The sequence below is a fragment of the Acinetobacter sp. CY17 genome (assembly GCF_059515825.1).
In genome coordinates this window covers 79,701-94,087 of record NZ_JCAKMX010000008.1, presented here as the reverse complement: position 1 = coordinate 94,087, position 14,387 = coordinate 79,701, and the positions used below count along the sequence as shown (strand labels likewise).

The following is a 14,387-nucleotide window of genomic DNA, read 5'->3' as shown; positions in this document are numbered from 1 at the left end:
AGTCATGCTAAACAATGTACAGTCTTAACATTCTATCAAGTTATTCGTACTCAAAATGATTGGATCGTCCAAGTATTAAAAAGATGGCCTTAGCCATCCTTGAATATGTGACTATCTATTCGTCGTGATGATTTGCGTAATTCACCATCGAAATTAAACGAATTGGTACTTGGATAAGTTGCTCAGGACCATGAGGAATCTCACCTTCTAAGGTTAAACAATCACCAGGTTTTAAATGGAATACTTCGTCTCCATGGCGATAAGCAATTTCACCTTCGATCATATACAACATCTCAGTACCTGGATGAGCAAAAGTTGGAAATTCTTCACTCGCATCATCCATGCTGACCAAATAAGCTTCAAAATTTTTATGAGGACCACGTGAGTGAGTGAGTAGATGATAAGTATGGCCCTTATCTGTGCCACGACGTACGACCTCCATACCTTCGCCTTTTTTGACAAGCATTGCTTGGCTTTGTTGTTGGTCATATTGGCTGAATAAAGTCGAAAGTGGAATGCCCAATACTTCGCATAAACGACTTAAGGTTTCAAGACTTGTTGACACCTGAGCATTCTCAATTTTACTCAGCATTCCTTGACTGATATCTGCAATTTGCGCAACCTCGGCAAGTTTTAACCCCTGTTCCTGACGATAACGTTTGATATGAATACCAATGTATTGTTCCAGTTTCATACTATTTTTGTTCTGTCTCATTTTGGATCAACTCGCACCATTTTGACTCTAATTTAAACTGCATTCGATTGGAAATGTGAAGCAGTTGACGTGTGTTATAAAACATTAAAGGTTTGGAAACTATTATTCCCTGCAGGAATAATAAGGTTTTCTATGGATAAAGTAAAAAAAACTTTAAAAGCGGCAAAGTTGGCAAGAGATTTGCTATTCCCATTGGGAAAGAAAATTTCTTAAAATGAATAATACATTCTTAGAAGAATGATTGCATTTTTCGAGCCAAAAAATCGTTTTTGTCATATTAGGAGTATGTCAATTATGCTGCAAAAGGCCGTAAACGAGCTGTTTGATCAAGAGAATATCATTAAAAAGCCTATGTACCGTCCAGAGGTACAACAGGTCATTGATCAACACAAATTAAAATATGTATTGGCGCAGTTTGTTGATATTCACGGCGCAGCCAAAACTAAATCAGTACCTATCTCTGGTCTAAAAGCAATAGAGGGAAATGGTGTTGGATTTGCTGGTTTTGCAATATCAGGTATGGGCATGCAACCACATGGTCCTGACTTTATGGTCAAAGGAGATCTATCTGATTTGATTCCTGTGCCATGGCAGCCTGGTTATGGGCGAGTGGTGTGCGAGGGTTATGTCAACGGGCAACCCCATCCTTATGATTCACGTTATATCTTACGTCGTCAGGTTGAGCGTTTATCAGCTCGAGGATGGACATTGAATACTGGACTTGAACCAGAGTTTAGTTTGTTCCGCCGTGCGGAAGATGGCAAGCTTAAAATGGTTGATGATTCAGATAATCTAGACAAGCCATGTTATGACTATAAAGGATTGTCACGTTCACGTGAGTTTCTGGAGAAATTGACGGAAGCCCTCATTCCAGTGGGTTTCGATATCTACCAAATCGATCATGAAGATGCCAACGGGCAGTTCGAAATTAATTATACCTACGCCGATGCGATGAAATCTGCGGATATGTTTACTTTCTTTCGTATGGCTGCGGGTGAAATTGCCAATGATTTGGGCATGATCTGTTCATTTATGCCAAAACCAGATCCGAAGCGTGCAGGTAATGGTATGCATTTCCATTTATCTATTGGTAGCAGTGAGTCAGAAAATCTATTCCATGATGCGAATGATCCAAGTGGTATGGGCTTATCTAAAATGGCCTATCACTTTATTGCAGGTTTATTAAAACATGGACCTGCGCTGTGTGCATTTTGTGCACCAACGGTAAATTCGTATAAACGTTTGGTCGTGGGACGTTCATTGTCAGGTGCAACTTGGGCACCTGCATTCATTGCTTATGGTGCAAATAACCGCTCTGCCATGGTTCGAATTCCATACGGCCGTATTGAACTGCGTTTACCAGATGCAGGTTGTAACCCTTACTTAGTCTCAGCGGCCATTATTGCGGCAGGCCTAGATGGTATTGAAAATGAATTAATGCCACCTGAAGCATGCAATGAAAATCTATATAACCTCAGTTTAGAAGAGATTGCAGCACGGGGGATTGACACTTTACCTCAATCTTTAAAAGAGGCCGTGCAGGCACTTGAAGCTGATCCATTATTTAGAGACAAGTTAGGTGCTGAAATTATTGATGAGTTTATTCATCAAAAGAGCATGGAGTGGGTGGAGTATTGCCGTCATGTATCGGACTGGGAAATTCAACGTTATACCGAATTCTTTTAATAACTAAAAACAACTGTAAATTATAAAATGACTGGAGAAAAACTATGTGTGGAATCGTTGGACTTTACTTAAAAAATCCTGCCCTTGAATCACAACTGGGTAAATTATTTGAACCGATGTTGGAATCCATGACAGGTCGTGGTCCAGACAGTGCAGGTTTTGCAATCTATGGCGATGAAGTCCAGGAAGGCTGGGTTAAACTGACTTTACAAGCAGTCAGCGAAGACTTCGATTGGAGCACGTTCGCGGCCTTACTAAAAGAAAAAATCAACACAGAAATAGATTGGTTCCAAAATGCAACAGCAGCGGTCGTCAAGGCCAAAACAGACGAAAATACCATACGTACGATCATTGCTGAGGTTGCACCTGAACTGAAAATTATGAGTGCTGGTCAAAGCATTGAAATTTTAAAAGGTATGGGGTTGCCTGTAGAGATTTCTGAACGTTTTGGCCTAGTGAATATGAAAGGCAGTCATATTATTGGTCATACCCGTATGGCAACTGAAAGTGCAGTGACGATGGAAGGCAGTCATCCATTCTCAACGGGTGCTGATTTGTGCTTAGTACATAATGGTTCATTGTCTAACCATGCACGTTTACGTCAAGAATTAAAACGCCAAGGCATTCATTTTGAGACAGACAATGATACAGAAGTCGCGGCGGGGTATCTTACTTGGCGTTTACAAGAAGGTGATAGCCTGGCACAGGCCTTAGATAATGCACTTGATGATTTAGACGGTTTCTTTACGTTTGCGATCGGCACTAAAAACGGTTTTGCTGTGATTCGTGATCCAATTGCCTGCAAACCAGCCGTCCTCGCAGAAACTGATGACTACGTGGCAATGGCATCTGAGTATCAAGCCCTTGCATCTTTACCAAATATTGATAAAGCCCGAGTTTGGGAGCCAGAACCAGCAACTTTGTATGTGTGGGAACGTACAAAAGAAGCGGCTTAAATAAAAAGATTACTAGGAGAATTAAGATTATGAATAGTGCAGTAGCAGAAAAATTAAATGCAGTAGAAATTAAAAGTCAATATGACTTAAATGTCGATACGATTCGTGATTTAAACCAAGCTTTACATGATCCAGCAGTTGTTGCAGAAATTAAAGAATGGAAGGTAAAGCATCCGGCTGGTCAGCATAATATTGCTGTTGGAATTAAGGCACCCATAAAAGTCACTATTGATGGGCATGCGGGTTACTACTGTGCAGGAATGAACCAAGAAGCTGAAGTGATTGTAAATGGCAATGTAGGCGTTGGTGTGGCTGAGAACATGATGTCTGGTTATGTACACGTCAAGGGCAATGCTTCACAAGCGGCAGGTGCAACAGCACATGGTGGTCTGTTGGTGATCGAAGGGGATGCTGGCGCACGTTGTGGTATTTCAATGAAAGGGGTGGACATTGTCGTAGGTGGAAGCATCGGTCATATGAGCTGTTTCATGGGGCAAGCGGGTCGTTTAGTCGTGTGTGGTGATGCTGGTGATGCACTTGGTGACTCACTTTATGAAACAAGAATTTACGTAAAAGGCGCCGTGAAATCATTAGGTTCCGACTGTATTGAAAAAGAAATGCGTCCAGAACACCTAGAGGAGTTAGCCGAACTTCTCACCAAAGCTGGTTTTAATGAAGATCCAACTACGTTCAAACGTTATGGATCAGCACGTCAGCTCTACAATTTTAAAGTCGATAACGCATCAGCATACTAAAAATAACGTAATACGGAGAATAATATTATGACTCAAACTATCCAAGACTTTGAACCAGTGTTACGTGAATCAGCGACTTTTGACCGTCTCGCAATTCAGGAAATTCAACGCGCAGCAGCAACTGGTATTTATGACATTCGTGGTGGTGGTACCAAACGTAAGGTGCCACATTTTGATGACTTATTATTATTGGGTGCGAGTATGTCTCGTTACCCACTTGAGGGGTATCGTGAAAAATGCGGTACCGATGTGGTACTTGGAACACGTTTTGCAAAAAAACCAATTCATCTAAAAATTCCTGTAACAATTGCAGGTATGAGCTTTGGGGCTTTATCTGCCAATGCCAAGGAATCTCTAGGCCGTGGCGCATCAATGGTGGGTACCTCGACGACAACGGGTGATGGAGGTATGACTCCTGAAGAACGGGGGCATTCAGAAACATTAGTGTATCAATACTTACCATCACGTTATGGTATGAATCCGGATGATTTGCGTAAAGCCGATGCAATTGAAATCGTCTTGGGTCAAGGTGCAAAACCTGGTGGCGGTGGTATGCTATTAGGTATGAAGGTCACTGAACGTGTGGCAGGTATGCGTACTTTACCAGTGGGTGTTGATCAACGTAGTGCATGCCGTCACCCTGACTGGACAGGTCCAGATGATCTAGCAATTAAAATCGCGGAGATCCGTGAAATTACAGATTGGGAAAAACCGATTTATGTAAAAATTGGTGCGAGCCGTCCATACTATGACGTTAAATTAGCAGTGAAGGCAGGCGCTGATGTGATTGTGTTAGATGGTATGCAAGGTGGTACAGCGGCTACTCAAGAAGTATTTATTGAGCATGTGGGTATTCCAATTTTGCCTGCCATTCCACAAGCAGTTCAGGCACTACAAGAAATGGGCATGCATCGTAAGGTTCAATTGATTGTTTCAGGTGGTATACGTACGGGAGCGGATGTGGCCAAGGCAATGGCACTGGGTGCAGATGCTGTAGCAATTGGTACAGCTGCTTTAATCGCACTTGGTGATAACCATCCGCGTTTGGATAAAGAGCTAAAAGAGATTGGTTCCGGAGCAGGTTACTACGATGATTGGCAAAATGGTCGTGATCCAGCAGGAATTACTACCCAAGATCCAGAATTATCCAAACGCTTAGATCCAATTGAAGGTGGTCGTCACTTAGCAAATTATTTACGTGTCTTAGTACTTGAAGCACAGACCATGGCGCGGGCATGTGGTAAATCCCATTTGCATAATCTCGACCCTGAGGATTTAGTTGCATTGAATGTCGAGGCGGCGGCTATGGCGCGTGTACCACTTGCAGGTACCAATTGGATTCCAGGGCAAGTACAGTATTAATCTGTTCAATGTGAGCAAAGGGTCATTGATATCTTCTCCGTCCTTTAGGTCGGGGAGGATGTCAAAGAAACTTTTTTCAATGATTTAAAGTAGTATAGTGTGCTACTACACTGCTACCACCAATACCAAAAGAATAACCCTCGTCTAGATAGCCAAACAGACCATCTTTAAGCATGTAAATTGGGTGATTAGGGAAAATTGAACGAAAGTATTCTAATTGGTTGATCGAGCGTTTACCTGTGGTGCAATAAAGTACGATTGGGTGTATGTCCGTATGTATCAAAGCGTCGGAATCAATATCATGGATAAATGTAGCTGCTGTAAATGCAAGTTCATCATATTCATCTTGTTCACGAATATCGATCAAATAAAATGTTCGTGCTTCTATAAGCCATGTTTTAAGCGTACACGCTGTAATTTGGTTTGCAATATTTATATTTTGGCAAACACCAGATTGTTGAAGTATTGGGTGTTGGCGTTGAATTTCTGAGTGAATATCTATATTTATTGATCTTAGTTTATTTCCTAACACATCAAATAAATACAGTTTATTTTCAGGCTCATTTATATTTAAGATTAACTTTAGCGCCTCGGCTGCTTGATATGTACCCAGTATCCCGGGTAGTACGCCTAATACACCTGCTGTATTGCATGACATAACCAAATGATCAGGGGGTTGAGTAGGAAAGATATGTCTTAAGTTTGCACTCTTATGGAATTCTTTATTTTTAAACACTGCAAGTTGGCCAGCAAACTGATCAATTGATGCATAAATTAATGGCTTATGAAGTTGCTGACATAGATCATTGAGTAAATATTTAGAACTAAAGTTGTCAGTTGCATCCACAATAACGTCATATTGTTTGAGGATATGAGCACAATCAGCATTAAAATAAATCGGGTATTTCTCTATTTGGATAAAGGGGTTCGATGATTGTAGTTTTTCAGCTGCGCAATCCACTTTTAGTCTGCCTAGATCAGCATATTGGAATAAACTTTGTCGATGTAAATTACTTAGACTAATAATATCATTATCCAATAAGCCAATATGGCCGACACCAGCTGATGCTAAGTACATAAGCGCTGGACAACCTAAGCCACCTACGCCTATCACTAAAACACTCGCTTGTTTTAATTTAAGTTGTCCAGATATACCTATCTGCTTTAAACGAATCTGGCGAGAATAATATCTGAGTTCTTCTATACTTAATTGATGATTCATAAAGGTTTAAACAGTCCCAAATCTAAACTCGATAGATACAGTTTTTGGCAATATTGGCTAATTCAGAATCAATGACATGAAGGTGATCCCATCTCTTCATTTTCTGTATGATCCATTCAAAGTCGGTAGCTTGTGGTTTTTGAGGGTTGCTAAAATCTTGTATGATTTTCATGATTCTATGGAATGCCTGAACATGAATATCTGTAGAGCATTGGAAACGGATGATTTCATAAACTTTTAATAATTCCCAAATTTCATCAAAAAAAGCAGGATTTTTTAAATCTTGCTGTGCCTTTTCAATCGCTTTGGTTAAAGCTTGCAATGTATGTGGATGCTGTAGTGCCCAATCTGCTGTAAATGCAACAACCTTATCTGGGATGGTTGGAATAATGTCTTCACTACTTAAGATAATTCGACTAAAGCCTTCAATTTCTGCTTGGGTATTCCAAGGTTCACCTACACAAAAACCATCAATCAAATGTGATGAAATCGCTTCAACCATATAGGGTGGCGGCAAGCTTGAAAAGCGATACTGGGCTGCAATATTTTCATCGGACAAAGCGAGCCATTCTCTTAAAATATAATGATGGATCGATTGTTTAAATACATGAGCAAGATGAATATCTTGACCCTGTTGAATGGCGTGCATTAATTTCTGTGAGGATTGTAACGGAGTATCATGAATACTCAGGTTCAAGTGATGACACAGCTTTTGACTTAAACTGATGAAAGCACGATTGTGACTTAAAGCCAGTGATGTCTGTAAAGGAATACCCAGATGGTCTTCACCAGTTGCAGCCGCTGGGAGCATGGCAGATAAGCAGTGAGCAGCATCCAATAGGCCAAATGCTAGGCGATCTCTTAAACTTGCCCAAGACGGTTCTTTAACCAAAGTGACATGCAGACCTTGCTCTGCAAAATACCCCTGATGTGATGCCCAGAGTAATGCGATGCAATCTAAAAGAGGAATATAACCCAATTGGATATCTGTTTTCTCAAGCATGCTCATGTTTTATTCCTTTGCTGATGATTGTAAAAGTTCTTGAGCATCAAGTAGGCGTCTTGACATCTCACCCATACTCATACGGTGGCTCATCGCATTTTTTCGGAGTAGTTGAAAGGCATCATTTTCACAAAGATGGTGAATATTCATTAACAATACTTTGGCTCGTTCTATATCTTTGCGGTCTGCAAGCTTGTTTTTAGTTTCTTCTAAATCACACAATAGTTTTTTATGTTTTTTAAATTGTTGAATGGAAATATCCAAAATACTATTTAATTTTGAAGGGTCAATACCATCTACAATATAAGCGGTCACGCCAGCATCGATGGCATTCTTAATGGTGTCTCTATGGCTATTTTTGGTAAATAGCACCGTTGGTAAATCAAATTGACTCACACAACTTTCAATAATATCTCGCTGTGGATGATCCATATCTAACAAAATCACATCAGCATTTAATTTTTCTAAACGAAGTAAATTAATGGTTTTAACACTGATACATGCGACGACTTCAAAGCCATGTTCGGTCAAAGACTTTTCAATATATTGCGCACGTTCTAGGTGGTCATCTATCAGTGCTATTTTAATGTTAGACATATTAAAGTTCGTCAAAGCAAGGTTCGAAAATTAAAAATTAAAGCAATGACTAGCAAGTTTAATGCCACAAAATGATGAAAAAGAAAGTCGTTTAAACCACCTTTTTGCACTACAAAAATGCAAAATCGTTGTGAGGCGCACAGTAATCATTCACGGCGTCCACATTCAATGAGCATCTTTAAGAAAAATAAAAATAACGGCCTATAGAAAAGAAGAGGATATGCAATGATTTTGATATTTTTTAAATGTGGCATATAGCTTGCATTCATTATTCTAGTCAAAGAAGACGACCAATATTTTTAAGACGGCCAACGACGTCCGTTCTGATCGATTCTGTCTATAGCCATGCTGTATGCAGAAGACTATAACCGTTCAGTTCTAGGAGTGTGGCTATGTCTACAAATTTGAATGTGAATAAAGCAACAAAAATAAGCCTTTTTAATTTTAAAACTGCTGCAATGCGTGCATTCCACATGAGTTGGTTAGCATTCTTTGTGTGTTTCTTTGCATGGTTTGCCTGTGCACCACTCATGCCTGTTATTGCAGGTGAGTTTAATCTGACCAAAGATCAAATTGCCAATATTAATATTGCTGCTGTAGCCATTACAATTTTGGTACGCTTAATTGTCGGACCATTGTGTGATAAATACGGCCCTCGTAAAACTTATACCGCACTTCTTCTTTTAGGCAGCATTCCTGTATTTGGTGTTGCTGCGTCAAATAGCTACGAAAGCTTTCTCTTTTTCCGTCTACTCATTGGTGCCATTGGCGCCAGTTTCGTGATCACTCAATATCATACCAGTATTATGTTTGCCTCGAATGTTGTGGGGACCGCAAATGCCACAACAGCAGGTTGGGGCAATGCAGGTGGGGGTGCAACCCAAGCATTAATGCCTTTGTTACTCGGTGCCCTAGTCATGTGTGGCGTTGAGCAAGCCATGGGATGGCGTTTGGCATTATTGGTCCCTGGCTTGATGATGGTGATTGTGGGAATCATGTATTGGAAACTTACCCAAGACTGCCCACAAGGTAACTTTAAAGCGCTCCGTGAAAATGGTGTCAGTGTTGGCAGTGATAAAAAAGGTGGCACCGCAATTTTAATGGCGGCGGCACGTAATTACCGTGTATGGATTTTATTTGGTGCTTACGCAGCTTGCTTTGGCATCGAAATTTTCATGCATAACATCATTGCGATGTATTACGTTGAACATTTTCAATTTGGTTTAAAAGAAGCCGGATTGGCAGCAGGTATTTTTGGCTTACTTGCATTATTTGCGCGTGCACTTGGCGGTATTGTTTCAGACAAAGTTGCGATTTCAAAAGGGCTAGATGGTCGAACTAAAGTATTGTTTGGCCTGATTTTGCTAGAAGGCATTTTCTTAATTGCTTTTGCAAAAGTAGATAGTGTGATGCTGGCTATTTTAGTCATGACAATTTTTGCCTTATTCACCCATATGGCATGTGGCGCAACCTATGCTTTAGTGCCTTTCATCGATCGTGATTCTCTAGGTGGTGTGGCCGGAATTATTGGGGCAGGCGGTAATGTTGGCGCAGTCGCAGCGGGTTTTCTGCTCAAAGGTATGCTGGATATTCAAAGCACGTTCATGATTTTAGGTGTGCTGGTTGTCATTGCAGCGGCATTCGTTTTACTCATTCGTTTCTCCTTAGAACATAAAGAAAAAGAGCAACGTTTATACGAACAAGCGATGCAACAACGTTTGCTCTCTGATGCTGCACATGCCCGTACAGACATTGAAGCCAAAGCTTAATCATCATATTGAAGAGAATAAGACAATGAAATTAATCATGATTGGCCATGGTATGGTTGGCCATAAATTTATCGAATCTGTACTTGAAACTGCGAACGATAATATTGAAATCACAGTTTTAGCAGAAGAGCCACGTTTAGCGTATGACCGTGTGCATTTGACTGAATACTTCAGTGGGAAATCGGTCAAAGATTTAACCTTATGTCGCGCAGATTTTGCAGATGCCTATGGCATTGATCTACGTTTAAATACCAAAGCAACCCATGTTGATCGTGTCAATAAAACTGTAACTACAAGCCAAGGGGATATCATCAGCTACGACAAGTTGGTGCTTGCGACGGGTTCTTATGCTTTTGTTCCGCCGATTGCGGGCAATGATCGTGAAAACTGTTTTGTCTATCGCACCATCGACGATTTAGATGCCCTTAAAAAAGCCAGCTTAAACGCAAAAATCGGTGTAGTTATCGGTGGTGGCTTACTGGGTTTAGAGGCAGCCAAAGCCTTACGTGATTTAAATTTAAACACCCATGTGGTGGAATTTGCCCCACGTTTGATGGCTGTACAAATTGATGATTTAGGCGGAAAAGTTCTAAAAACCAAAATTGAAGATTTAGGCGTAAAAGTACATACCCAAAAGGCAACGTCTTCCATTGAACCAGGCACATCCGCCCAGCATGTGATGAAGTTCGCGGATGGCTCTGAATTAGAAACAGATATTATTTTATTTAGTGCAGGTATTCGACCACGGGATGAACTCGCACGCCAAAGTGGTCTTGCCCTAGGCGAGCGTGGCGGGATCGTCATTAATGATTACTGCCAAACCTCTGATGTAGATGTCTACGCTATTGGTGAGTGTGCGCTTTGGAATAACAAAATTTTTGGTTTAGTCGCACCCGGTTATGACATGGCACGTATTGCTGCCAAGCATGTGATGGATCAAGTGTGTACTGAATTTAAAGGTGCAGACATGAGCACTAAACTCAAATTGATGGGCGTAGATGTGGCATCAGTGGGTGATGCACATGCCATGACACCAAATGCGTTAAGTTACTTCTATGCTGATGAGGTGGCACAAGTCTATAAAAAGATTGTGGTGAATTCGGATAAGACCAAATTATTGGGTGCGGTGTTGGTGGGTTGTGCCAAAGAATATAATGATTTACTGCAAATGATGCTCAATGGCTTAGCATTGCCTGAGCAACCTGAAAGTTTAATTATGCCGGGCTTTGAACAAGCCACAGGTAAATCAGGCGGTACTGGAGTAGACTTATTGCCTGACAGTGCCACCATTTGTTCATGTAATAACGTCTCTAAATCCGATATCTGTTCTGCGATTGCAGAGGGTTCAACCTCACTCGGTGCAATCAAGAAGTGTACTCAAGCTGCCACTGCATGTGGAGGTTGTACGCCACTCGTTACGCAAGTTTTAAAATCTGAATTACAACGCCAAGGGGTTACAGTCAATAATCACCTCTGTGAGCATTTTGCTTATTCCCGCCAAGAGTTATATCACTTGGTACGTGTAGGAGAGATTAAGACTTTTGATGATTTAATTGCCCAACATGGTCATGGTCTAGGCTGTGATATTTGTAAGCCAACAGTGGCGAATATCTTGGCCTCATGCTGGAACGATTTTGTTCTCAAACCTAGTCATGCTGGTCTGCAAGATAGTAATGATTATTACCTTGGTAATATCCAAAAAGATGGGACTTATTCTGTCGTGCCACGTATGGCCGGGGGGGAAGTCACACCTGATGGCTTAATCGCGATTGGTCAAATTGCCAAAGAATATGGACTATATACCAAGCTCACAGGTGGGCAACGTGTCGATATGTTTGGTGCACAAGTGCATCAACTGCCTGAGATTTGGACCAAATTGATTGAAGCAGGTTTTGAATCAGGCCATGCCTATGGTAAATCACTGCGCACAGTAAAATCATGTGTGGGCAGTACTTGGTGCCGTTATGGTGTTGATGATTCCGTGGGCTTAGCCATCTTCTTAGAAAATCGTTATAAGGGTTTACGTTCTCCGCATAAAACCAAAATGGCAGTCTCTGGCTGTACCCGTGAATGTGCCGAAGCACAAAGTAAAGATGTTGGTGTGATTGCCACCGAAAAAGGTTGGAATCTATATGTCTGCGGTAATGGTGGTATGAAACCACGTCATGCTGAATTACTGGCTGCTGATCTTGATACGCAAACCTTGATTAAATATATCGATCGTTTCTTTATGTTCTACATTCAAACTGCAGATCGTCTACAACGTACATCGGTATGGCGTGACAACTTAGAAGGTGGTCTAGATTATCTTAAAGATGTGATTGTGCATGATTCTTTAGGCATCGCAGAAGAGTTAGAGCATCGTATGAGCCATGTGATTGGTACCTATCAAGATGAATGGCGTACCGCAGTCGAAGACCCTGAAGTTCGTAAACGTTTTGTCACTTTCGTTAATGCTAAAGCTGAAGCACAGCATGATCCACATGTTCAATTTGCTGAAGTACGTGGACAGATTCGTCCCAAAACCAAAGCAGAACGCGACATGAGTCGTATTCCTGTGGTTGAAGCCTAAAACAACAACAAAAGGAGAAATAATATGACGATTTTACAAGATATGAATGAACTGAACTGGGTCGATGTTTGCGCACTAGATGACATTACGCCAAATACTGGTGTCTGCGCACTGATTGAAAATCAACAGATTGCCATCTTCCGTGTAGGCAATGAAAAGCGGGTGTATGCCTTAAGTAATCAAGACCCATTTAGCCAAGCCTTTGTCATGTCACGTGGCATCGTTGGTGATTTGCAAGGCGAACGTGTGGTGGCCTCACCAATTTATAAACAACACTTTAGTTTGGCCACAGGACGTTGCTTAGAAGATAAAGACCAAAAGCTGTTGGTTTTCCCAAGCAAAATTGTGGAGGGGCGTATTTTAATCAGTCCAACCCCACAAAAAACTTATATTACCAATACAACCACTTCACAGGAAAAAATGAAGTTAGTCTTGGTCGGGAATGGCTTAGCAGGTATGCGCTGTTTGGAAGATTTACTGGATATGGCACCCGATCGTTATGAAATTACCGTCATTGGTGAAGAACCTTGGGGTAATTACAATCGCATCATGTTATCCCCAGTGTTATCAGGTGAAAAAACCATTGCAGATATTATGCTTCATCCACATGCATGGTATCGGGACAAAGAGATTCGTTTTATTGCAGGTGATCCTGCGATTAGGATTGATCGTCCACGCAAGCAAATCTATACCGAAAAAGGCATAGTGGTAGATTATGACCGCCTGATTCTAGCGACAGGATCGAAGCCATTTATTCCTCCTGTGAAAGGTGCAGATTTACAAGGTGTGGTCAGCTTCCGCGATATTTATGATGTCAATAAAATGCTCGATTACTGCAAAACTAAAAAAAATGCTGTGGTGATTGGCGGTGGTTTACTGGGTTTAGAAGCCGCTTATGGTTTAAAACAACAAGGAATGACGGTCACGGTTTTACATTTAACTGATCGAATTATGGATCGTCAGTTGGATGCCAAAGCCAGCCAGATGCTCAAAACCGCCATAGAGCAAAAAGATATTCACATTATCACGCAAGCCAATACTGAAGCGTTAATGGGTTTAGATGGGCATGTTACGCATGTTCGCTTAACGGATGGCACAGTATTGGATGCCGATCTTGTGGTCTTTGCTGTCGGGATTCGCCCCAATATGGCACTCGCCCAAAGTGCAGGGTTGCGTTGCAACCGTGGTGTATTGGTGAATGACACCATGCAGACCTATGACCCGAGTATTTATGCTGTAGGTGAATGTATCGAACATCGTGGGCAAACCTTTGGGTTGGTCGAGCCACTCTGGGGACAAGCCTTTATCTGCGCCTCACATTTAGCCGAGCACGGTAGTCTGACCTTTAAGGCACCGACTGTACCGACGCAGCTTAAAGTCAGTGGTTGTGATGTCTTCTCAGCCGGTAACTTTCAACCTGAAGATGATTACGAAGACATCATTTTGAATGATGAAAAACGTCAAATCTATAAGCGGATCATTATTCAGAACGATAAAGTGATTGGTACGGTATTGTTTGGTGATACTGAAGACGGCGCATGGTATGCCGAACTCATTACAGATAAAACACCAATCTCAGCAATTCGTAGCAAATTGCTCTTTGGTAAGGATTTTGCCTTAAAGCAAGCCAGTTAATAACGCTGTTCCCAAAATATCGCTTTCCAATTTTATAGTAAGAGAAAAAGTAGCACTTCCAAGATCACAGAGACAGTGAGATTCCCTCCTTTTTTAAAGGAGGGTTAGGGAGGAT

General features: G+C 41.3%; 11 protein-coding genes. 7 read left to right on the top strand and 4 right to left on the bottom strand.

Features of this window, described 5'->3' with window-relative positions:
* Positions 1–115: 115 nt before the first annotated feature.
* On the bottom strand, positions 116–715 hold the full coding sequence (locus AC5YCI_RS07735; RefSeq protein ID WP_496129562.1) for a helix-turn-helix domain-containing protein: 600 nt from the start codon (positions 713–715) through the stop codon (positions 116–118).
* A 294-nt stretch (positions 716–1,009) separates the two neighbouring features.
* On the opposite strand from AC5YCI_RS07735, the gene glnT reads away from it, so the two are divergent.
* From glnT to AC5YCI_RS07715, 4 genes are read left to right on the top strand one after another with little or no spacing between them, the layout of a single operon-like run.
* Entirely contained in the window at positions 1,010–2,401 is a 1,392-nt protein-coding gene (glnT, locus tag AC5YCI_RS07730; RefSeq protein ID WP_496129561.1) for a type III glutamate--ammonia ligase, read from the top strand.
* Positions 2,402–2,445: 44 nt separating this feature from the next.
* A complete protein-coding gene (locus AC5YCI_RS07725; protein WP_496175406.1) occupies positions 2,446–3,357 on the top strand; it encodes a class II glutamine amidotransferase in 912 nt (303 codons plus the stop codon).
* A 29-nt stretch (positions 3,358–3,386) separates the two neighbouring features.
* Entirely contained in the window at positions 3,387–4,112 is a 726-nt protein-coding gene (locus AC5YCI_RS07720) for a protein glxC (RefSeq protein WP_496175405.1), read from the top strand.
* Between the two features lie 27 nt (positions 4,113–4,139).
* Positions 4,140–5,474 (top strand): FMN-binding glutamate synthase family protein, encoded by a 1,335-nt coding sequence (locus AC5YCI_RS07715; RefSeq protein ID WP_496129558.1) that lies wholly within the window; start codon positions 4,140–4,142, stop codon positions 5,472–5,474.
* A gap of 76 nt (positions 5,475–5,550) precedes the next feature.
* Here AC5YCI_RS07715 and AC5YCI_RS07710 read toward each other — a convergent pair whose 3' ends face one another.
* From AC5YCI_RS07710 to AC5YCI_RS07700, 3 genes are read right to left on the bottom strand one after another with little or no spacing between them, the layout of a single operon-like run.
* Positions 5,551–6,696: a ThiF family adenylyltransferase gene (locus AC5YCI_RS07710; RefSeq protein ID WP_496129557.1), complete on the bottom strand. Its 1,146-nt coding sequence runs from the start codon at positions 6,694–6,696 to the stop codon at positions 5,551–5,553.
* A gap of 22 nt (positions 6,697–6,718) precedes the next feature.
* Entirely contained in the window at positions 6,719–7,705 is a 987-nt protein-coding gene (locus AC5YCI_RS07705; RefSeq protein ID WP_496175404.1) for an ABC transporter substrate-binding protein, read from the bottom strand.
* Positions 7,706–7,708: 3 nt separating this feature from the next.
* Positions 7,709–8,296: an ANTAR domain-containing response regulator gene (locus tag AC5YCI_RS07700; protein WP_496129555.1), complete on the bottom strand. Its 588-nt coding sequence runs from the start codon at positions 8,294–8,296 to the stop codon at positions 7,709–7,711.
* 392 nt (positions 8,297–8,688) lie between these two features.
* Here AC5YCI_RS07700 and AC5YCI_RS07695 point away from each other — a divergent pair, with 392 nt between their 5' ends.
* From AC5YCI_RS07695 to nirD, 3 genes are read left to right on the top strand one after another with little or no spacing between them, the layout of a single operon-like run.
* A complete protein-coding gene (locus tag AC5YCI_RS07695; protein ID WP_496175403.1) occupies positions 8,689–10,065 on the top strand; it encodes an MFS transporter in 1,377 nt (458 codons plus the stop codon).
* 25 nt (positions 10,066–10,090) lie between these two features.
* Positions 10,091–12,637, top strand: a complete 2,547-nt coding sequence (nirB, locus tag AC5YCI_RS07690; protein WP_496175402.1) for a nitrite reductase large subunit NirB — start codon at positions 10,091–10,093, stop codon at positions 12,635–12,637.
* Positions 12,638–12,661: 24 nt separating this feature from the next.
* A complete protein-coding gene (gene nirD, locus AC5YCI_RS07685) occupies positions 12,662–14,272 on the top strand; it encodes a nitrite reductase small subunit NirD (protein ID WP_496175401.1) in 1,611 nt (536 codons plus the stop codon).
* Positions 14,273–14,387: the final 115 nt, after the last annotated feature.

Coding starts and splice junctions, on each gene's coding strand:
- AC5YCI_RS07695 (WP_496175403.1), top strand. CDS start 8,689: ATGTCTACAAATTTGAATGTGAATAAAGCAACAAAAATAAGCCTTTTT.
- AC5YCI_RS07710 (WP_496129557.1), bottom strand. CDS start 6,696: ATGAATCATCAATTAAGTATAGAAGAACTCAGATATTATTCTCGCCAG.
- AC5YCI_RS07720 (WP_496175405.1), top strand. CDS start 3,387: ATGAATAGTGCAGTAGCAGAAAAATTAAATGCAGTAGAAATTAAAAGT.
- AC5YCI_RS07700 (WP_496129555.1), bottom strand. CDS start 8,296: ATGTCTAACATTAAAATAGCACTGATAGATGACCACCTAGAACGTGCG.
- glnT (WP_496129561.1), top strand. CDS start 1,010: ATGCTGCAAAAGGCCGTAAACGAGCTGTTTGATCAAGAGAATATCATT.
- AC5YCI_RS07735 (WP_496129562.1), bottom strand. CDS start 715: ATGAGACAGAACAAAAATAGTATGAAACTGGAACAATACATTGGTATT.
- nirB (WP_496175402.1), top strand. CDS start 10,091: ATGAAATTAATCATGATTGGCCATGGTATGGTTGGCCATAAATTTATC.
- AC5YCI_RS07725 (WP_496175406.1), top strand. CDS start 2,446: ATGTGTGGAATCGTTGGACTTTACTTAAAAAATCCTGCCCTTGAATCA.
- AC5YCI_RS07715 (WP_496129558.1), top strand. CDS start 4,140: ATGACTCAAACTATCCAAGACTTTGAACCAGTGTTACGTGAATCAGCG.
- nirD (WP_496175401.1), top strand. CDS start 12,662: ATGACGATTTTACAAGATATGAATGAACTGAACTGGGTCGATGTTTGC.
- AC5YCI_RS07705 (WP_496175404.1), bottom strand. CDS start 7,705: ATGAGCATGCTTGAGAAAACAGATATCCAATTGGGTTATATTCCTCTT.